The organism is Novosphingobium lentum NBRC 107847, from assembly GCF_001590965.1.
Lineage (GTDB): Bacteria > Pseudomonadota > Alphaproteobacteria > Sphingomonadales > Sphingomonadaceae > Novosphingobium > Novosphingobium lentum.
Window position 1 is genome coordinate 1 of the sequence record NZ_BCTW01000027.1, and the last position, 20,373, is coordinate 20,373.

Consider the following 20,373-nt stretch of genomic DNA (forward strand, 5'->3'; position numbering starts at 1 on the left):
CGGACGAAGCTTTCAGCCTATCTAACCCACAACACTACGAATTGGTTTAGCAAAAATACGCCCTATCCGAGTCCGGTATCCCCTATTTGCGCGAGATCCAAATCAGTCATTGAATCGACCTTCATTCCAAGTGCATCGTTAGGCAAGTTGCGAATCGGCCACGATGGTTTCCGGGGAGGACAGGATGTCGAGAAGCGACGCTCTGACAGCCTTCAAGCCGAGCTTTGTCAGTGTGGGCTTCGGCTGGACGCCCGAACTGTTCAAGCAAGCCTATGACACTGGCATAGCTCAGCTACTACCTGGCATCGATGCCACGACGGACAAAGACGTCACTGCCGAAGGTGTCGTCGGCGTGGGCTATGAACGCCCCATCCGTTTCGGCCATCTTCCGGAGAACGCACCTGGGATCGCTGACGACCTAAGCGGTGCTGCGCCCTTCCGGCTCTCGCTCGCGTTCGGGGACAACGACGTCCTCGAGAGCGTCAAGTTGACCCTGTTTCTTTTGAACCCGCGCATGCTGCTGAGCCGCTCGCTCTTCATTCCGGCGCAACGAATTGCCGGCACGTTCGAACTGTTGAACGCAGACGCGGTCGAATGCGGAATACTGTTGCTTGCAGACCCACACCTCGATGTCGGCGAACGCTGGGATGCGATCAAGGATGGGCTCCCCGAGGCCACATTCGGCGATGTTCCAGCCGATTCGCGTGTCTATAGTCCGGAAAGTCTTGTTGGCCGGTTCGATATTTGGATCGAGTGGGAAACCGATGGGCTGGCAAAATGGACACAGGACCATTTTGGACATGCGATCGGCACTCCTGACGCATCGTTACCAGAAAAGCTGGCAATCTCCACCGTACGCCTTTTTAGCCCCGTCTTGGCGGCTCCGATTGGCGCACTGGTCGATACGACGCGAACGCTTGGCCTGGAACTTGCCCATGAAGTCACCTCCGGACTTGAGTTCATCATGGGAAAGCCGGCCAGCGCCAAAAGCCAGGAGATTCTTGCCCGAGCCACTGCCGAGTTCAATCTCGCGCCCGATTTTCGCGGGATTCTTTTCGAGGGCATCACGGCGCATTGGCTCGACGACGAACTGCGTGGACACGAGAATATTCCCTCGATCGGGGTGAGCCTCTCCGCGCTTTGCTTCGATAAGCCTGCCAAGGCCCACAATTATTCCAAATGGTACGCGAGCTTCGAAGCGGCTCTTCCCAAATCGGCGGACGGCTATCTGAAGCTGCTCAGCGATGCGAACCTGACCGCCAGTATTACCGACGACGGCATCAGCCGCTTCTCGATCTCAGGGCTGTTCAAGGAAGACCTCGAAACGCCGTTCGCCTGGCTGGCGAGCCGCCGTGCAGTCTTGTCGTCGCACTACGAGACACGGCGCAGCGCGAACGGCAATGAACAAACCGATGCCGCGCTCAGTTTGAGCCTCGAACGCGGCGACGGGGCGGTGTTCGCGCGATTGACCAAGGACGAACCCGTCCCAATCGGCGAGGAACTGTTCAACACGATCGCAGTGGCCATGACGCTCGCGCCGATCGTGATTGCGACCAATCCTGTCGACGCGCCCGCCGGCGCCCATCCCGGAGACGACCGCACGCGCGGGTATTTCGTCACCGTGCGCGAAAAACAACAGCTGGCGCAGCTCTATGCGGGCGTCGCGCTCGGCTGGTTCTTTGCCAAGGCGGTGTCGATCGACGAATTGCGAGTCATCGGTATCGGCATCCAGCGCCAACCTGCCGTCCTGACCGACCCGGCCGCAAATGCAGACACATACCGGACCGCGCTGCTGTTCGACTACGAAGCAGACTACCGGATCGCGCTCGGCGATGCCGAGATCGAGACCGTCAGGCCACTCACCGCCCGCGTCGATGGCACGGGATTCACGATCGACGGAGACGACTTCAGCTGGGTGCAAGTGCCCGCCGGCATCCGCGAGCTAGCGATCGCCGATCCATCGCTCTGGAAGCTTGGTGATCTTGGCAACTTCCTGAAGATAGTCGATCTTTCGATCCGCCGGTCGCCTGCAAAGGAGCTCGTGATCCGCCTGCGGCTGATGGGCAACACCGATATCCTGACTGCGGGCGACTTCGTGTTCGTAGTACCGCTGGAAGGCGATGAACAGCCGAGCATCGAAGCCTTTCCATCCGAACTCACGATCGAAATTCCGGGCTTGGTCAAGGGCACTGGGACGCTCGAGATCTCGAAAAACGCCGACGGTCGGCAGATCGTTGGAAGCCTCGACCTCATCTTTCCAAGCGGCTTGCGCCTCTTCGGTGCAGTGCGTGTCGAGCGCGTTCCTAACGACCCGGGCAATGCCAAGGTCGTGCTCTTCGGGGGCCGCGTGACCTTCGCTGTGCCAGTCCCGGTCTTCGGCAGCGGCTTCAACTGGACCGGAGTTGACGCCGTCGTCTCGACGAACATGACGCGAAACGAAGGTGCGGGCGGGCCAATGATGCCGCCGGCGCTCGAATGGCTTAAAAACGTAGAAGGCGACGTCGTCCGGTCGGTTAAAGACCACAAGGAAGCGTGGAAGGTCGATAAGGACCGCCGCGCGATTGGTATCGGCGTTACACTTTCCACGGCAGTCGGAGACAATCTCGCCAATATCAATGGGATGTTCCTGATTGAGCCCCCGGGCGAACGACTCTTGATTTTTGCCAATGCGCGCCTGATGAAGCCGCCTGCGACGAACCAGGAGGCTGCCAAGGATCTCGACAAGGGCATCATCGGCGTTCTCGACATCGATCTCGACCGGCATCAGATCACGCTAACCGCGCTAGCCGATCTGAAGTTTTCCGGCTTATTCCGTCTGCTGGCGCCTGTGCAACTCCAGTTCAGCACGGAGCGCTTGCGCGAGTGGCACGTCTATTTGGGCACGCACCAAGTCCCCATCAGCGCGGACCTCAATCTGCTCGATTTCATCAAATTTTCTGCGACTGCATTTTTCATGGCGGCTGGCGACGTCATCCCAAACTTTCCAGTCGCTCCCGGCCAACATCGAGACATCCCAGGCTTCGCGCTCGCCATCGGCACCGGTGCCGACATCAAGATCGGTGGGGGATCCCTCTATTTGCGCGGCCAGCTCCGAACCTATCTCCTGTTATCTTTTGCCAATGGTCTCTATGCGCGAGGCGGCGCGTCGCTCGACGGTGAACTCCGACTTTTCATCGTCACTGTGTCGGCAAGCGGAGCCGCATCGATCGAGTACGCCGATACGGGCTCGAACTCGAGCACTTACTTCGACGGCGAAATCTGCGGGAGGTATAGAAGCCATTTCATCAGGATCTCCGCATGCTTGCGGATACGAGGGGGAACTCGGCCTAAAGATCCAGTCGAATTACCGCCCCTCTTCGGCGGTGGCAGCCTCCACGCGGGCGCCAACGTCGCCTTGCGCGGGCAAGGACAACTCGGCACCATCGACGGAACCCTGGCCGACGCGGTATTCGTCGATAAGGCTGTCGAGGATGGCAAGATCCCTGTTCCGGATGGATTGCCGCTCGATACGGTGATAGCGCTTTCGGCCGGGCATGGACCGGCAACGATCGCCCATCCGGTTGGCTTTGCGGCAGCAACGCCGCCAAACCAGAACCATGTCTGGTTTCGCATCGGTGGGCGCCAAGCCAAGTACGTCCTGAAAGGCGTCACGCTGGCGGCGCTTGGGGCCGGGGCGCCGCGAGAAGTCGACTATCGTTATTGTCCGGCGCGCTGGTGGGAGGGTAGCCCTTCGTCGCCGAGCAGCCTCGACACTCCCAAGACACTCGCCTTGATGACGCGCAACCCGCTAAGCGCTCAAAACGCTATCGTATCGCCCGAACAACTCAAGTCGTGGATCGACGCGATTCTGGGCGGACTGTGCGATCCGGCGTTTCCCCCACAGCCCTGTTTCTATGGGCTCGTGCAAAGCGACGCCGGCGTTACCCTCGATGGCCGCTGGCCGTGCGCAGCGCGGCTTCGCAGTAGTGCAGTCGAGCAGGCGATAGGACGGGCGGGCGCGTCCCAGTCGATTATCGGGCTTGTCGAGCGAAGTGATTGGGGCACGCCCCAGGACCCGATACCCGGCTTTCCGCGCTATCCAGGTGCATGTATCGTCGAACCGGACCCGGAGACGCGCGATCCCGTAGCTGTCCTCAGTCTCTATGTGCGCCCGGTCTCGTCCCAGCCTTATGCCCGGGCCGTCAGCGAAGGCTTCATCGAGGCCGATGTTCTCGACGGAACGGTTATCGATCTGCTGGTCGCACACACGCCCCTGGACGAACCCTGGTATCTTCAATTCTCACTTCGCCTGAACGACGGCGGTCAACTATATCTCCCCTATGAGAAGCTGATCGGCCAGGGCGATGTCACCGATCTCGCCGATCCCCAAGTCCAGTCCGACTTTCATGAGCACGCAGAGCGTTGGATGCCACCGACCGAAGCATTCGCCCGGCTATCGCGCTTGCCCCGCTACGCTGCGTTCGAATTCCGGCGCATCCGGATCGACCTCGCCGCCGTCGATCTGGAGCCAGGTCAATTCGTGACCGGTATCCGGCTCGCGTTCAATGCCGACATCCCACGGGATGCCGTGGCCGAAGCTTTGCTCGGCGGTCTCCGACTTGTTCCCCTCGCCGAACGGGCGCGAGCGCAGAACGACCGAGATCGCAAACAACGGACGCTCGATGACCTTAGAGCCTATCTCGATGGCAAGCCCATACCGCTGCTCGAGCCAGGCACCGTCTATGAGATCGCGGCCGACTGGGATGCGGTGATCGATGGTGCGCCCGCTACTGCGCAGACCGCGCGCTTCCGCTTCAAGACGACCTCTTCGCCGCCCGTCTCGGCCATTCCCTATCTGCTCACGACCTTCCCTGCCGGGGGCGAACGCTTCCATTGTCCACGTGACGTGCCGGGCTTCAGCTTGGGCTCGACCGACGGGCTGCGCGTGCTCGCACAGTTTGCCGACCTGCAGCTCCGGGTCCGCATCACCCGAGACGGCGGCAGCGCCGTTAACGATGCAAGTGGAACGCTGCGCTGGGATCAAGGCGTCTTGGTCGATCCCGCAGCCCTGCTCGATCCGGTCACGGTCCCGGAAGGATTTGCCGCCGAGACCATTGTTTCGCTTCCTTCGGCGCTTCGCGAAGCCATCCGCGAAAGCATAAAGAACGGAACGCTCGGCTGTCTCGGCGACATCACTCTCCCGGCCAGCGGCATCTGGGTCGGCTTCAAGGCGCTGCTCGAACCGTTGTCGGGCTACCGCATCGTGATCGAACTCGCCCGGTCGGACGGCTCCTCCTGGTGGACCGACGATCAAGCGCCGTTCCTCGAATGGCGCTTCTCCACCGGCCTCCATGCCGAACCGCAAGCGTTGGTCGATCAACTCCAGGCAACGCCGCTCCGCCACAAGCGATTGCTTTCAGAATTGAAGGGCCCCTTGGCGCCCGATGACCCTGCGCCCATCGTCGCCGAAAAGCTTTTCGAGGACGCCATTGCCGAGGCGATCGGCGGGCGCCCGGATCGCGGCGGCGAAGCACGCATGACGCTTCTCTGGCGCCGCGACGAACAGTCCAAGCATTTGATAGCGACCGCGCTCCTTATCGAAAGCCGCGAGCCGATTCGGCGGGTCACGCCAGGAGTCGCCATCGAGCGCCAAGCCGGCGATTCCCCCGTGGCGGAAAAACGCGACATGGTCCTGCAATCGTTGGAAGGTGACGCCGCCAACCGTGTTGCGAGGATCCAGTTCTCGAGCAGCGGATTCGCGGCGCTCGTCCGATTCGAAGATCAAAGCCATGCCGATCTTGCGATAGATCTCGTTCGCTACGCCATCGATCGCGTGCCGGCCGCCAACCCCGACCGGGCCACCATCGCCCTTTCAGCGTCGCTCTTCGCGCCGCGTCCCGATCCAGGCAGCTGAGGCCAGACATGTCCTTTCTCCTTTACGCCCGGCTGGCACAATTCCCGATTGCAAGTTCCGAAGATTGGGACGTGGCCGAGAAGACGTGTGCGGCGGCTGGCCTGAATTCCAATGGAGCGGATCATTTCGCGACCGTTCAATGGAGTGTCGACGAAGGCCTGGGCATCCCGGAATACCCGTTCGACGTCGAGCTTCTGGTCGATCCTTTGCCTGCGGAAACATGCAGCCGCGCACTCGACAGCGATATCGATCTCGACCTCATGAGCCCCGAATATGGGTTGTTCAAACTGTTGGCACCGCTCGGGCGCGCCGATGCCCTGTGCGTCCTAGCGATGCTGGACGGCGACGCCGAGACCGAGGTCTACGCGATTGACGCCGAGGGTCGGGAAATCCCGCAAAGTCGCCGCGAAGCGCGGCCGGCGCGAGGCACGGCCTGGATTGGCCCTGGCATCTGCGGCCTACGCGCGACGGGCGCGTCCCGGCTGCGTAGCCTTCGCGCGTTTGCCTTGCCGCCGACAGGTGACACGCAGTTCGAACTCGTCGCCACCGTCGCCGCGGCCATCGATGTTCCGAACTACGGCGATCTTTTTTACCGCGGCGGTCGATATTCGTGGGACCAAGCTCTCGACATACGGCTCGCGGTGGACGCCTATGCGCGCTGGGGAACCAACCCGCCGGCCTCAGCCTTGCTGGAAAAGGTTGTCCACCGGGGTGATCCAAACACACTTGCCGGCCGGTTTCTATCGGAACGCTTCGCGACGGAAATCGGCGCGAAATTCTCGTCGATCCTGAACGATCCCGATTGGGCCTATACCGAAACCGTTCAACCCGGCCTGGATTCTGAGGTCCGACCCGCTCAGATGCTACAGGCGATGGCAATGACAGGGCCGGTTGCTGCCACCACCGCCGGACACGCCGTTACGGTGCCGATCTTCCACCCATTCCGTCTCGTCACCTCCCCCGAGGATCTGTTCAACAGCACCGCCAAGATGCAGGCGCTTCCCTACCCGATCGCGCGGGTTCGCAGTCACCATCTCATGATGGGCCAAAAGGTCGTCAGCGAGTGCCTAACTTGCCTGGCATTCGCCGCGCCAGCGCCGACGGCGATGCTTCAAACCGCGCGCAGTTATCCTCCCGAGGGTCGCGACCTACCCGCATCGGCCGATCTTCAAGTGCGGCTCGATTCGGCATCGGGCGGTCTGGCTGCGTTCGCCGATCTCGGCGACGGCACCGACGACTTCAAACTCGATGAATGGAATGAGCCCGCCAACCTATGGGGCGATGGCTCGCCTGACGACCAGACCGAGAGCGGACTTCCGGTCCGGCCGCTTGGGCGGGTTGCCCTTCCCCTCGAAGCGCTCGTCGTCAAAGCCGTGCGGCTGTTTGGGCGCGATATATTCGGACGCTGGTGCCCACCCATAGGCGCCTCCGGAACGCTAGACCCGATACCGGTTCAGAAGCCTCAATGGGAGTCGATCGATATCGAGTATCATGGCGACGGGACCATCGGACTGCGGGCGGTTCTGGGCTGGGATTGGACCGTGCGCTCGCCGGACCGATTCCGGATCGGCCTCGGCGTGGCTCCTCATCAGGAAACTGCCTTGAAAGCGGATCCTGGCGACGGAGTTGTCCTGCCCGGCGAATCGCCGGTTCCGCTCGAAATCGTTTTCAACGGTGACACGCCATCCGTTGGTAGCGGGGCGCCCTCGACATGGAGCATCTCGGCGCTCCCTGCTTACGCGGCTCCCGATCCCTCGGAGCCAGCAATGCCCACCGAATATCGGCACTACGCGCTGCGGTTAAATCTCGGTTTAGTAGGCCGCTTTTTCGCCGCTGCAGCAAGCGTTCGGGTGGCACTGGCAGCCGACGCGCTTGAACGGGTTAGTGGCCATAGTCCCGAGCGCCGATCGGCGCCGGACCACATCCAAAGCGTGGTATCCGATCCGCGGCCGCCTGCGCTCTCGGGCTCGCTCTGGCGCTTGGAATGGGCGAGCCGGGCGAACGGTAGCGGCCGTGCGCTCGCTTATGTCGATCCGACGCAATTGACCGCAGGACCGGCCAAAGGCTGGTACATATGGCGCGCCCACGAATCCGCGCTGAGCGACCTCGGTCTGCGCGCTACCTTCGCGGATGAAAATACAGCGGCTGCCTACGCCGAGGTATTGCGCAACGAACGCGATCCGGCCTTGCGACTGGTCATGATCCAAGGCTTGATCGAGCCTCACCTTCACCGAGCGACATTCAAACGCGCGTTTGTCGATGCATTCGAAGCCAACGAGGCGGTACTGCTCGAGGGGCCTGGAGAAGTGCAGATTTCGGGTGCGCAAGGCGGACTGGAGTTCCTGATGGTAACTGCGGTCTCCGTTGCTAACATCGAGAGTGCCAAGATCGATCTCGCCGATTTGCGGGCAATCGCGGTGCCTTACGAAGTGAAGCGCGATCGGCCCGTGCTACGAGCGTTTCGCGCTATGGGCGACGGCCCTTATGCGCGCGCCGGACTGGTCGCGCTCGCGGTTGGCACAACCGAACCGGTCTCCCCAACAGACATTCGGCTTTTCTGGGACGACCAGGCGGGTGTCGCTGGCGAAGATGAGTTGCTTCACCAACTCGGTCCTGTCGCCGAGTTATCGGCTGGCCAATTGGAGCTGTTCATGCCTGGCGCACAAGCGGTTCTAGATCGAATGCATGTACCGGCTTGGCGCCTGTTCGCTGTTCGTCCTCGGCCAAGCTGGTCGACGCATATGTTCAGTGCCGACCTATGCGCGGTACGGCCACGCAATCCATCAGAAGCAATCGCGAGTCCACGAGCCGTTGCCCAGAACCTGACAATAGCGCCACCTGCGGGCCCGAAAATCGAGATCGAAGATGACAAGGAAAGTGGGAACACGCGTCATCTAGTGCTCCGCGCAGAGGGGCTGTTTGAAACCCTGCTACCGGGCTTTGCTCCTTGCCAAATTCAATTTTCCCTTGTCGACGATCCAGCAGACGATACAGTCACGTCCCCCATGCCGATCGCGGAATTCGTGGCGAGCGGCGCGACGGTTGAGGATGGTGTCGCGCGTTTCGAAGCCTCGATGAAACCTAATTCCAATCGGATCGAGATTTCGGGTCCGCCCCGTGTAGGCAAATTTCTGCGAATAGTGGCATCTGATCCTGCCGGGCGGTTCGAAGTTGGGCACATCGAGGTCTGAGACAGCGCCTGCGGAACAATCATCTTCGCCGCCGCGGCCACGAAGGTTCGAATTCCGGCGCAGCCAGTTGATCTTCTAATGCTCTGTAAGATATGGGAAATATGGTGGACGCACTTGGGCTCGAACCAAGGACCCGCTGATTAAGAGGGGAAATCGATTCGATCGACGAAGCACTTCATTGCTCGCCAACTCCTGATCATCTCAGCCATGTAAATCCCTGCGTCGGCCTTTGAGCGATGCATCCGCTCATAGATGCATCCGCCAGGGTCCGCATAGATATATTTGATGAATATTCGACAAAAGGTACTCGTCAGGCCTCTAAGTCATTGATTTTATGGTGACCCCTACGGGAATCGAACCCGTGTTTCAGCCGTGAGAGGGCCGCGTCCTAACCGCTAGACGAAGGGGCCTAATGCCGCGCCGTTGTCCGTTTTCGCTTCCGGACCCGCATGGCCGGAAGTGGTGACCCCTACGGGAATCGAACCCGTGTTTCAGCCGTGAAAGGGCCGCGTCCTAACCGCTAGACGAAGGGGCCATAGGGCTGGCGCCGCTGGCAAGGCCGCGCCTCTAAGCGAGCAGGGGCAGGGGGTCAAGCATGCAAATGCGTCAGTCGGCCCAGGCGGCATCCTCGACATGGAGTTCCGCCGCCGGACGGCTGCCCCAGTCGTCGATTTTCGCGCGGCCCGCCAGCCACACCATGCGGCCGCGCGACCCGTGCAGCAGCGCCTGTCCCAGCTCGGTCTGGGCGGCGCGAAACGCGATTCCCTTGAACGATCGGCCGTCCGCGCCCGCCGCGATCATGCGCACGTGATCGGTGCCGACAAGGTCGCACTTGACCAGCCGCACCGGCCCGACCGCCACGCGCGGGCCCGGCCAGCCCACGCCGAACGGCCCGGCGGCTTCCAGCGCCTCGACCAGGGCAGGGGTCAGACCACCGGGCGTCAGCGACAGGTCGAGCAGCAGCGCCTTGCTGCCTTGTGCCGCCGATATTTCGCGCGACAGGCGGTCGTCGAGCCAGTCCGCCAGCGCGGGGAGCTGGTCCGGATCCATCGTCAGCCCGGCGGCCATGGCGTGACCGCCACCCGCCACCAGCAGCCCGGCCTCGCGCGCGGCGATGATCGCGGCGCCCAGATCCACGCCCGAGATCGAGCGCCCCGATCCCTTGCCATGGCCGGCCTCGTCGGCATCGAGCGCGATCACCAACGTGGGCTTGCCCGACTTCTCCTTGATCCGCCCGGCGACGATGCCGATCACGCCGGGATGCCAGCCGCGCCCCGCCAGCAGCAGGACCGAGCGGTTGTGCTGCGCCTCGACTTGCGCTTCGGCGGCTTCCTGCACTTCCTGCTCGATCGCGCGCCGCTCATCGTTGAGCGTGGACAGCTGCGCGGAAATGGCGCGCGCCTCGTCCGGGTCGCGCGTGGTCAGCAGGCGCACGCCCAGCGTCGCCTCGCCCACGCGCCCGCCGGCATTGATGCGGGGGCCGAGCGCGAAGCCCAGGTCGCTGCAGGTCGGCGCGCGCGTCAGGCGGCTGGCGTCGATCAGCGCGGACAGGCCGATGTTCTCGCGCCGCGCCATGACCTTGAGCCCTTGCGACACCATCGCGCGGTTGAGCCCATGGAGCGCGGCAACATCGGCCACCGTGCCCAGCGCGACCAGATCGAGCAGCGCCATCAGATCGGGCGCGGGGCGATCGGCGAAATAGTCACGCCCGCGCAAAGTGCGCACCGTCGCGATGGATAGCAGGAAGGCGACACCGACCGCCGCCAGATGGCCGTAGGAGGCGGCCTCGTTGCTTTCGTCGAGCCGGTTGGGGTTGACCAGCGCGGCGGCGATGGGAAGCTCTGGCGAGCACTTGTGGTGATCGACCACGATCACATCCACGCCGGCTGCATGTGCCGCAGCAAGCGCCTGGTGCGCCATGGCGCCGCAATCGACCGTCACGATCAGGCTCGACCCGCCTTGCGCGATCCGCACCAGCGCTTCGCCCGACGGGCCGTAGCCTTCAAGCAGGCGGTCGGGGATATAGGCCTGCGCCTCCACCCCCAACCCGCGCAGCAGCAGGATCAGCAGCGCGGCGCTGGTGGCGCCGTCGACATCGTAGTCGCCATAGACGGTGATCGTCTCACCGCCGATCACGGCCTGGGCGATGCGATCGGCGGCGGCGTCCATGTCGCGGAAGATCGACGGATCGGGCAGGAATTCGCGCAAGGTCGGGCGACGGTGCCGCTCCAGATCGTCACGCGCCACGCCGCGGGCGAGCAACAACTGGTTGACCAGATCGTCGCCGAGCGAGGACATGCCGGCGGCTTCGCCGTCCATTGCCATGTTGCCGCCGCGCCAGCGCCACGCCTGGCCGGTGATCGAACGGGTGATGGCGGTAACCGGTATCATGCTGCGATGGCGCTAACCCATCGACGCTGTTCTTGGAACCCTGCGCGTGCGACCTATCGCGACGGGCGCGTTGACTTGTCCCTGTCCGCGTTGTTGGCTGGCGGCGACCGAGGCGGAGTGCGGGCATGGACAGCACGGTATTGAAGCCAGAGCATTGGAGCCGTGGATGCTGCTGATCGTGTGGCACAGTCGCACCGGCGCCGCCCGCGCCATGGCCGAAGCCGCGCTGGCCGGCGCATGCGAGGGCGGGCCGGCGCGCAGCTTGTGGGCGGACCAAGCGGATGCCGACGCGCTGCTCGCCGCCAGCGGCTACCTGTTCGCCTGCCCCGAAAACCTTGGCACGATGAGCGGCGCGATGAAGGAGTTTTTCGACCGGACCTATTATCCGCTGCTCGGCGCGATCGCAGGGCGGCCTTATGGCACGCTGATTGCCGCGGGTTCGGATGGCAGCGGCGCGCAGGCCCAGATCGACCGGATCGTGACGGGCTGGCGCCTGCGCCGGGTGGTGCCGCCGTTGATCGTCAACCTGCAAGCGCAGACAGCAGAGGCCATCCTTGCCCAGAAAATCGTTCCGCCAGCGGACCTTGCTGGCTGTCGCGAATTGGGACAGGCCATGGCGACCGGATTGTCACTGGGCGTGTTCTAGGTTCTTCGGAGCTTGTGCATCCCAATCGGACCAATCGTTTTCGCCACGACTCGACAGCTTCCCCTCGAACCTGACACAGAGGGTCGATGACCAAACGGGGCTACGTGGCGGGGAACGGACGCAAGGCGGGCGGCACGCGGCCGCTGGCGATGCTGCTGTTCGCGCCGGGCATGCGTCCCGATGCCGACGCGCTGGAAGCCCTGGCCGCCGCCGCCGCGCCATTCCAGGTATCACACCGGCCCGAAGGCGCGGCCGACTGGCTTGAACTGCTGCGCGATGGCCTGACCTTCGATCTGGTGGGGCTGGCGCCGGGGAAGCCGGCCGTTCCCTCCACTCCCGCCACGTCGCACGACCTCCCGGCAGATCTGGCAGCGGGCGAGGCGATCGTCCTTGCGCCGGGTCCGCACCTTGCCGGGGCAGAGCATCTGCTGCCCGTGGTGAGGGTGACGGCAGCCCTCGTTACCGGTCTTGCGGCGCTGCCGGGGTTGCTCGGCATCGGCTGGCTGCCGGCGCGCAACCTGGTCGATCCGGCGTGGTTCTGCGAGGCGGTCGACCGCTGGCTGGCGGGCGGGCCGTTCGCGGCGCTGGCGCTCTGTGGCCTGGAGCGGGAGGCGGATGGCGCCTTGCACAGCGAAGGCCTGCGGTTTCTGATCGGTCAGGAGTTTCGCCTTGCGGCGGATCGAAATTCCGATCCGGCAAGGAATGCGAAAGTCGCCTTGCGGCTGACGGACTGGCTGGTTGCGCATGGGCGGGTCGATACCGCGCGCGAGATCGTGCTGGTGGGGGCCGGGTCGGTGTGGTTGGCACCGGGGGCCGACGGCATGATCGCCGCGCAATGCCGTTGAGCGGTCCGGCCCGCCCCGGACTGTCGTTTCGCGGCATCAACCGGCGCGATCGGCCGGGGCACATCAAGGGGTTGCAGCGGCACCATTTGCTGCCGCTGCAGATCCTGAACCATCGCCCGCTCGAAAAGATGATCGGCTCGCTGGGCGCGGGCCGCATCGGATTTCACGATTTCCGCCGCAACGGCCTGCTGCTGCCGTCGCTGGAGGAGCAGGCCAAACGCATCGGCCTGCCGCTGCATCGCGGCCCGCACCGCCAGTACAACGAAGTGGTGCTCGACCGGGCGGGGCAGATCGAGGCGAGCTGGAGCCGCCAGCGACCCAGCGCGGGTTGTGCGGCCGATCGGGAGGCGCTGTTCCGGCTGGACCTGCTTCAGCGCGCCTTGCGCCGCCGGTTGCTCGACCCCGGGCGCGGCCAGCGGGCGGTGCTGTGCCGCCACGATCCGGGCCGCCCCGATCCGGCGCTCGATTTCAGCCACCTCGACAGGATGGCCGAAGCGCTGTGGGGCGCCACTTATCCCGAAAAGCGCGCGGTGCTTTCAGCCAGCGCCGATACCGCGTCGCGATACTCCCGCTCCAGCCTGTCGACCCGCGCGGCGACGGGTTCCACTGCCACGACCGCGCCGATGCCCTGGCCCGAGCCCCAGATGTCCTTCCACGCCTTCGCTTCGGCGTTCCCGCCCGAACCGAAGTTCATTTTGGATACGTCGCTTTCCGGCAGGTTGTCCGGATCGAGACCGGCATTGGCGATCGAACCGCGCAGATAGTTGCCGTGGACGCCGGTGAACAGGTTGGAATAGACGATGTCGCTGGCATGCCCGTCGACGATCGCCTGCTTGTAGGCCTGCATCGCGTTGGCTTCCTCGGTGGCGATCCAGGCCGAGCCGATATAGGCGAAATCCGCGCCGAGTGCCTGCGCCGCCAGCACTGAACGGCCATGGGCGATGGCGCCCGACAGCGCGACCGGGCCATCGAACCAGCTGCGGATTTCCTGCATCAGCGCGAACGGCGAAATCGTGCCCGCGTGTCCGCCGGCGCCCGCCGCAACCGGGACGAGCCCGTCCGCACCCTTTTCGATCGCCTTGCGCGCGAACCGATCGTTGATGACGTCATGCAGCACGATGCCGCCCCAGCGGTGCGCGGCGGCGTTGATATCCTCGCGCGCGCCCAGCGAGGTGATCATCAGCGGCACCTGCCATTTTTCGCAAAGCGCGATATCCTCGTCGAGCCGGTTGTTGCTCTTGTGCACGATCTGGTTGACCGCGAACGGCGCGGCCGGACGGTCCGGGTTGCCGCGATTGTGGTCGCTCAGCGCTTCGGTGATCTGGTGCAGCCATTCATCCAGCTGGCTGATCGGCCGGGCGTTGAGCGAGGGAAAACTGCCGACGATCCCGGCCTTGCACTGCGCAATGACCAGTTCGGGACATGACACGATGAACAGCGGCGAAGCGATGACCGGAAGGCGAAGCCGGTTGAAAATGGCGGGCAGGGACATGCAGCGTGCTCCGGCTTAATCGATCGATTAAACGCCGCTTAACCGGGCGCTGCGGCGCTGTCAAACCGGGGGCAGCAAGCTTTCCAGCCCATAGATGCCTGCTGCGGTTCCTGCATAGAGTGATCGCTTGTCGGGTTCGGAATACGCAGCGGTAACCCGCTTGAAGGCGTTCCACAAAGTGGCGTAATCCGCGCCCCAGCGATCGACCGGGAAGTTGCTTTCGAACATCGCACGCGCGGGTCCGAACGCCTCGATGCAGGTTTCGAGATACGGGCGCCACAATGCAGCCAGCTGTTCGGACGAGGTGCCCGCGCCGGGCCCCTGTGCGGGCATGCCGCAGAACGCCATCGCCAGCCCGCCCAGCTTGACCGCCACGTTGGGGCATCGCGCGAGTTCGCGGATGGCGTCGCACCATGGCGCGAACCGTTCGGTGAGGCGGCCTTTGTAGCTGGCGATGTTGAGCGGGGTGCCGCAGTGATCGAGCACGATCTGCGTATCAGGAAAGGCGCGCGCCAGCGCGATGACATCGGCCAGTTGCGGTTCGAGCACCCAGGCGTCGAACGTCAGCCCGTTGGTGCCGAGGTGGCAAAAGCCCTCGCGGAACGCTGCGCTGGCGAACAGGCCGGCGGGCGCATGGAACGGCGGGCCGAGCACGCTGGCATCGGCGTCCCACGCGCCCGAGTGGCGAATGCCCCTGAAGCGGCCGTTGCCCGCCGCGACCAGCGCCTCCAGCACCGGCGCGGTGTTGTCGCCCAGTGTCAGGTCGGCGTGACCGATGATCGCCGCACAGGCACGAAAATCGCCGTACAGCCCCGACGCGCTTTGCGCCGCGACGCCGTTGACGAACTCGACCTCGCCGACCGGCTTCATCGCATCGGGCGCACCGGCGCGATAAAACGCGCCGCATTCCATGAACACGGTACCGATGATGCGATGGCCGCTCTGCGCATCGGCCAGCAGGTGGTCGAAGGTGTAGTAGGGCGCCGTCGCGATCGAGGCGATGAACGGATGGACCGGCTCGGGAAACGCGCCCAGCAGCGGCCGCAAGTCCCACAAGTGGTGGTGCGGATCGATGATCGCCAGATCCGGCTCGAGAATGTCTTCGCGCATGGCCGCCGCTCCCAACGGGCCGGTCCGCCGTGGTTGGCGACCGGCCTCGATGGGCGCAGGCTATTGCGTTCGATCGCCGAGGGATACCGCAATCGCCAAGACGATTGCAGTGCCCGGACCGTTCAGGGCCTGACGGTGTTGGCCGCGCTGAGCACCGCGCGCACGCTGGCGGTGGCGACATCCTCGTCGATGCCGACGCCCCAGATCACGCTGCCGTCGGGCAAGCCGCATTCGACAAAGGCAGCGGCGCGCGCGTCGCTGCCCTTGGCCATCGCGTGTTCGGAATAATCGCGTACGTCGAGCGTCACGCCGAAACTGTCGGCTAGCGTCGCCACGACCGACGAGAGCAGCCCGTTGCCGCGACCGCTGACCGACTGCACCTGACCGTCGACCGCGATCTTGCCCGCGAACATCCGCGTACCATCGGTGCCGCGCGTTTCCTCGTAGTCGATGAGCTGGAAATGCTGCGGCGTGTTGAGGCGGTAGGTCTGCTGGAACACGTCCCAGATGTCCTGCGCGTGGAGTTCGCGCCCGACCTGGTCGGCCAGGTCCTGCACATGGCGCGAGAAGTGCGCCTGCATCCGCTTGGGCAGCTTGAGGCCCTGATCCTGTTCGAGCACCCAGGCGAAACCGCCCTTGCCGCTTTGCGAATTGACGCGGATCACCGCTTCGTAGCTGCGGCCGAGATCCGCCGGGTCGATCGGCAGGTACGGCACCTGCCACAGATCGTCGTTGCGCTGTTCCTGCGCGGCAAAGCCCTTCTTGATCGCATCCTGATGCGAACCGGAAAACGCGGTGAACACCAGCTCGCCGCCATACGGGTGTCGCGCCGGGACGGGCAGCTGGTTGCAGTATTCGACCGTCTGGATCACCTGGTCGATGTCGGAAAAATCGAGCCCCGGGTCGATCCCTTGCGTGTACATGTTGAGCGCCACGGTCACCAAGCAGCAGTTGCCGGTGCGCTCGCCATTGCCGAACAGGCAGCCCTCGACCCGGTCGGCGCCCGCCATCAGGCCAAGCTCCGCCGCCGCCACGCCGGTGCCGCGATCGTTGTGCGTGTGCAGGCTGATCACCGCCGCATCGCGGTTGGGCAGGTTGCGGCAGAAATACTCGATCTGGTCGGCGTAGATGTTGGGCGATGCCGCCTCAACCGTGGCGGGCAGGTTGAGGATGATCGGGCGTTCGGGCGTGGGCTGCAGCACCTGCATCACCGCCTCGCAGCATTCGATGCTGAAATCGAGTTCGGCGGTCGAGAACGTTTCGGGGCTGTATTCGAAGTGCCACTCGGTGGCGGGGAACCGCGCGGCCTGATCGCGCAGCACTTTGGCACCGTCGGCGGCAATCGCCTTGATCTGCGGCTGTTCCAGCCCGAACACCACCTGCCGCCACAGCGGGGACACCGCGTTGTAGAGGTGAACGATCGCCGCGCGCGCGCCTTCGAGGCTTTCGAACGAGGTTTTGATCAGATCTTCGCGCGATTGCGTCAGCACTTGCACCAGCACGTCGGCGGGGATGCGATCGTTGCGCACGAGGCTGCTGATGAAATCGAACTCTGTCGCGCCTGCGCTGGGGAAGCCGACCTCGATTTCCTTGAGGCCGATGCGCACCAGCAGATCGAAGAAGCGGTTCTTCTTTTCCGCATCCATCGGATCGATCAGCGACTGGTTGCCGTCGCGCATGTCGGTGGACAGCCAGCGCGGCGGCTGGGTGATGGTGCGACCGGGCCATTGCCGGTCGGGCAGGTTGATTTGCGGGAACGGTCGGTATTTGACCGAAGGATCACGGAGCATGGTCATGGTGTGCGTCTCGGCTGTTCGGGTGTCTGGCTGCTGGTGGTGAACCCCTGGGCGCCGCACACGCCGATGGTCGACGCGTCAGCTCACGCCCAAGGGCGGATAAGTCGCAGGAGAAGGCCCGGCCGGATTATCATGGTCGCGAGCCTATGGGCAAAATGCGGCGATTTGTCCAGAACTATGCGCCCGCACAGGCGCTGGCGAAAAGTTGCGGGCGGGGGTTGTTGGTACGCCTACTTACTGTCTAGGTTGCAAGCTCAACCGTGGAGAGGAATCGAGCATGAGCGAGGCGATCAGGCCCTTTACCGTGGCGATCGGACAGGACCAGCTCGACGATCTGCGCCGGCGGATCGATGCGACGCGCTGGCCCGAAAAAGAGGCGGTGGATGACTGGTCGCAGGGCGTGCCGCTGTCCGCCTTGCGCGATCTGGTTGGCTATTGGCGCGATGGCTACGACTGGCGCCGCTGCGAGACCTGGCTCAACCAGATCGGCCATTTCGAGACGACGATCGACGGGCTGGACATCCGCTTCCTCCACATCCGCTCGAAGGAACCCGGCGCCCGCCCGCTGGTGATGACGCACGGCTGGCCGGGCTCGATCCTCGAATTCAGGGCATGCGTCGCGCCGCTGACCGATCCGGTCGCGCATGGCGGCAACGCTGGGGAGGCCTTCCATCTCGTCATTCCCGCGCTGCCGGGCTTCGGGTTTTCCGGCAAACCGGCCGCCACCGGCTGGGGCGTCGAAAAGATCGCGCGGACATGGGGTGAACTGATGCGCAGGCTGGGTTACGCCAAGTGGTACGCGCAAGGCGGCGACTGGGGCTCGGCGGTGACCACCCAGATCGCGACGCAGAACGTGCCGGGTTGCGCGGGCATCCATCTTAACATGCCGGTCGCGCGGCCCGAACCCGGCGATCTGGTCAACCCGACCGAAGCGGAAATGCGCTCTCTGGCGGCGATGAAGCACTATCAGGACTGGGATTCGGGATACTCCAAGCAGCAGGCCACGCGGCCGCAGACCGTCGGGTATTCGTTGGTCGATTCGCCGGTGGGGCTGGCCGGCTGGATCTACGAAAAGATGTGGGCGTGGACCGACAACCACGGCATGCCCGAGGATGCGCTGACGCGCGATGCGATGCTCGACAATATCATGCTGTACTGGCTGACCGCAGCCGGGGCATCATCCGCGCGGCTGTACTGGGAAAGCTTCAACAGTTTCGTCGGCATGCCGGTCACCATGCCGGTGGCGGTCAGTGTATTTCCCAGGGAAATTCTGGCCACCCCGCGCAAATGGGCCGAACGGTTCTTCAAGCAGATCGTGTACTGGGGCACTCCGGAGCGGGGCGGCCACTTCGCCGCCTGGGAACAGCCCGAGGCGTTCGTCAGGGAACTGCGCACGGCGTTTGCGCTGATGGATTGATCGCGCGAGGTTCGGCTCAGCCGCAGCGGGCGGACGCGATCTTGCTGGTTTCGTCGATCATGATGTTGAGCCGGGCTTCGGAGTAGTCCTGCGTCACGACCTCGCCGGGATGGACCCAGCGGATGCGGACGTTGCCGACGGCCTTGCGCAAGGCATCGCGCGTTGCTGCGCTGTCGGTTGCCGAAACAAAGCGGGCGGCCGCAGCGCTGTGGCATTTATCCATGGTGTTGTCGGCGATGGCCCCGTCCGACGATGGAGCTTCGGTCGGTGGCGCCGTCGATGCCGCCATGGAAGATGGCGCCATCGACGATGAAAGGGGCACCACGCGAACGGCATCGTCATGCTGTTCGTGTCTTTGGCACGCCGATGCCAGACCGAGCAGGCACACAGCTATCGCGCCACGTGCCGAAAGGCGAGTGACCATGAACCGAGCCCCAGATATATTCTCTCCAGATCGGAGCTATATCCGAAAGCCCGTTTACGGTCCATTGCCTTCGTCGGTGGTGTACCGTCGCTGGACGGTTTTTTCGCTCAGTTGCGGGCCTTGTCGACCAGCTTGTTGGCGCCGATCCACGGCATCATCGCGCGCAGTTGTGCGCCGGTCTTCTCGATTGGATGCGCGGCGGCGGCCTTGCGCGCGGCCTTCAGTTCGGGCTGCCCGGCGCGGTTGTCGAGCACGAAGTTCTTCACGAACCGGCCTGACTGAACATCGGCCAGAACGCGCTTCATCTCGGCCTTGGTCTCGGCGGTGATGATGCGCGGGCCGACCGTGATGTCGCCATATTCGGCGGTGTTCGAGATCGAGTAGCGCATGTTGGCGATGCCGCCTTCATAGAGCAGGTCGACGATCAGCTTGGTTTCGTGGAGACACTCGAAATAGGCCATCTCGGGCGCATATCCGGCCTCGACCAGCGTTTCGAACCCGGCCTGGATCAGGTGGGTGATGCCGCCGCACAGCACGGCCTGCTCGCCGAACAGATCGGTTTCGCACTCTTCCTTGAAGTTGGTCTCGATGATGCCCGAACGGCCGCCACCGACACCCGAGGCATACGCCAGCGCAACGTCATGCGCGTTGCCGGTCGCGTCCTGGCTGATCGCGATCAGGCAGGGCACGCCACCGCCGCGCACGTATTCCGAACGCACGGTGTGACCCGGGCCCTTCGGCGCGATCATGATCACGTCGATCTCGGCGGGCACTTCGATCAGGCCGAAGTGGATGTTCAGGCCATGTGCAAAGGCAAGGGCGGCACCGGGACGGATGTTGTCCTTGATGTCGTTGTCCCAGATCGCGGCCTGGTGTTCATCCGGCGCCAGGATCATCAGGATGTCGGCCCACTTGGCCGCTTCGGCATTGGTCATCACCTTGAAGCCGGCTTCCTCAGCCTTCTTGGCGGTGGCCGATCCGGCGCGCAGTGCGATGGCGACGTCCTTCACGCCCGAATCGCGCAAGTTCTGGGCATGGGCATGGCCCTGGCTGCCATAGCCGACGATCGCGATCTTCTTGCCGGTGATCAGGTTCAGATCGCAGTCGGCGTCGTAATATACCTTCATTTGTTCAGTCCTTGCTCAATGCGTCGTCCCGGGTCGAGCCT

11 protein-coding genes, 3 tRNA genes and 1 pseudogene are annotated in these 20,373 nt (G+C 64.0%); 6 read left to right on the forward strand and 9 right to left on the reverse strand.

Annotation, left to right across the window (positions count from 1 at the left end; translation table 11 throughout):
- Positions 1-184: 184 nt before the first annotated feature.
- Together NL2_RS18620 and NL2_RS18625 are read left to right on the forward strand one after the other, a co-directional pair.
- The gene (locus tag NL2_RS18620) at positions 185-5,893 is read left to right on the forward strand and encodes a hypothetical protein (protein ID WP_157083258.1); all 5,709 of its coding nucleotides are present in this window, start codon (positions 185-187) and stop codon (positions 5,891-5,893) included.
- An 8-nt stretch (positions 5,894-5,901) separates the two neighbouring features.
- Entirely contained in the window at positions 5,902-9,084 is a 3,183-nt protein-coding gene (locus tag NL2_RS18625; protein ID WP_068077585.1) for a hypothetical protein, read from the forward strand.
- A 102-nt stretch (positions 9,085-9,186) separates the two neighbouring features.
- On the opposite strand, the gene NL2_RS21290 is transcribed toward NL2_RS18625, so the two are convergent.
- The 4 genes from NL2_RS21290 to recJ form a co-directional block, all read right to left on the reverse strand.
- A tRNA-OTHER gene (locus NL2_RS21290) sits at positions 9,187-9,328 on the reverse strand.
- A 91-nt stretch (positions 9,329-9,419) separates the two neighbouring features.
- Positions 9,420-9,494, reverse strand: a tRNA-Glu gene (locus tag NL2_RS18630).
- 50 nt (positions 9,495-9,544) lie between these two features.
- A tRNA-Glu gene (locus NL2_RS18635) sits at positions 9,545-9,619 on the reverse strand.
- 71 nt (positions 9,620-9,690) lie between these two features.
- Positions 9,691-11,475, reverse strand: a complete 1,785-nt coding sequence (recJ, locus tag NL2_RS18640; protein ID WP_068077587.1) for a single-stranded-DNA-specific exonuclease RecJ — start codon at positions 11,473-11,475, stop codon at positions 9,691-9,693.
- 166 nt (positions 11,476-11,641) lie between these two features.
- Here recJ and NL2_RS18645 point away from each other — a divergent pair, with 166 nt between their 5' ends.
- From NL2_RS18645 to NL2_RS21685, 3 genes and pseudogenes are all read left to right on the forward strand, one after another.
- Complete coding sequence (locus NL2_RS18645) at positions 11,642-12,121, forward strand: flavodoxin family protein (RefSeq protein ID WP_068077589.1); 480 nt, start codon at positions 11,642-11,644, stop codon at positions 12,119-12,121.
- Between the two features lie 86 nt (positions 12,122-12,207).
- Positions 12,208-12,966: a hypothetical protein gene (locus NL2_RS21295; RefSeq protein WP_068077591.1), complete on the forward strand. Its 759-nt coding sequence runs from the start codon at positions 12,208-12,210 to the stop codon at positions 12,964-12,966.
- A pseudogene (locus NL2_RS21685) lies at positions 12,957-13,271 on the forward strand (AHH domain-containing protein); the annotation flags it as partial. The gene NL2_RS21295 and the pseudogene NL2_RS21685, both read left to right, overlap by 10 nt.
- Positions 13,272-13,477: 206 nt before the next feature.
- Here NL2_RS21685 and NL2_RS18655 read toward each other — a convergent pair.
- From NL2_RS18655 to leuA, 3 genes are all read right to left on the reverse strand, one after another.
- Positions 13,478-14,458, reverse strand: coding sequence for an NAD(P)H-dependent flavin oxidoreductase (locus NL2_RS18655; protein WP_068077593.1), 981 nt, complete (start codon positions 14,456-14,458; stop codon positions 13,478-13,480).
- A 60-nt stretch (positions 14,459-14,518) separates the two neighbouring features.
- Positions 14,519-15,568 carry an amidohydrolase family protein gene (locus tag NL2_RS18660; RefSeq protein ID WP_068077595.1) on the reverse strand — a complete coding sequence of 350 codons (1,050 nt, stop codon included), beginning with the start codon at positions 15,566-15,568 and terminating at the stop codon, positions 14,519-14,521.
- A gap of 122 nt (positions 15,569-15,690) precedes the next feature.
- Positions 15,691-17,364: a 2-isopropylmalate synthase gene (leuA, locus tag NL2_RS18665; protein ID WP_068077597.1), complete on the reverse strand. Its 1,674-nt coding sequence runs from the start codon at positions 17,362-17,364 to the stop codon at positions 15,691-15,693.
- 277 nt (positions 17,365-17,641) lie between these two features.
- Between leuA and NL2_RS18670 the strand changes: the two genes are divergently transcribed.
- A complete protein-coding gene (locus NL2_RS18670; protein WP_068077599.1) occupies positions 17,642-18,781 on the forward strand; it encodes an epoxide hydrolase family protein in 1,140 nt (379 codons plus the stop codon).
- A 16-nt stretch (positions 18,782-18,797) separates the two neighbouring features.
- Here the strand turns inward: NL2_RS18670 and NL2_RS18675 are convergent, their stop codons facing one another.
- Positions 18,798-19,070 carry an I78 family peptidase inhibitor gene (locus tag NL2_RS18675; RefSeq protein ID WP_068077601.1) on the reverse strand — a complete coding sequence of 91 codons (273 nt, stop codon included), beginning with the start codon at positions 19,068-19,070 and terminating at the stop codon, positions 18,798-18,800.
- Positions 19,071-19,312: 242 nt separating this feature from the next.
- Positions 19,313-20,332, reverse strand: coding sequence for a ketol-acid reductoisomerase (ilvC, locus tag NL2_RS18680; protein ID WP_068077603.1), 1,020 nt, complete (start codon positions 20,330-20,332; stop codon positions 19,313-19,315).
- Between the last annotated feature and the right edge of the window lie 41 nt (positions 20,333-20,373).

Bases quoted from the DNA above. Each gene is read 5' to 3' on its own strand.
- NL2_RS18620 (WP_157083258.1), top strand. From the start codon at position 185: ATGTCGAGAAGCGACGCTCTGACAGCCTTCAAGCCGAGCTTTGTCAGT.
- NL2_RS18625 (WP_068077585.1), top strand. From the start codon at position 5,902: ATGTCCTTTCTCCTTTACGCCCGGCTGGCACAATTCCCGATTGCAAGT.
- recJ (WP_068077587.1), bottom strand. From the start codon at position 11,475: ATGATACCGGTTACCGCCATCACCCGTTCGATCACCGGCCAGGCGTGG.
- NL2_RS18645 (WP_068077589.1), top strand. From the start codon at position 11,642: ATGCTGCTGATCGTGTGGCACAGTCGCACCGGCGCCGCCCGCGCCATG.
- NL2_RS21295 (WP_068077591.1), top strand. From the start codon at position 12,208: ATGACCAAACGGGGCTACGTGGCGGGGAACGGACGCAAGGCGGGCGGC.
- NL2_RS18655 (WP_068077593.1), bottom strand. From the start codon at position 14,458: ATGTCCCTGCCCGCCATTTTCAACCGGCTTCGCCTTCCGGTCATCGCT.
- NL2_RS18660 (WP_068077595.1), bottom strand. From the start codon at position 15,568: ATGCGCGAAGACATTCTCGAGCCGGATCTGGCGATCATCGATCCGCAC.
- leuA (WP_068077597.1), bottom strand. From the start codon at position 17,364: ATGACCATGCTCCGTGATCCTTCGGTCAAATACCGACCGTTCCCGCAA.
- NL2_RS18670 (WP_068077599.1), top strand. From the start codon at position 17,642: ATGAGCGAGGCGATCAGGCCCTTTACCGTGGCGATCGGACAGGACCAG.
- NL2_RS18675 (WP_068077601.1), bottom strand. From the start codon at position 19,070: ATGGCGGCATCGACGGCGCCACCGACCGAAGCTCCATCGTCGGACGGG.
- ilvC (WP_068077603.1), bottom strand. From the start codon at position 20,332: ATGAAGGTATATTACGACGCCGACTGCGATCTGAACCTGATCACCGGC.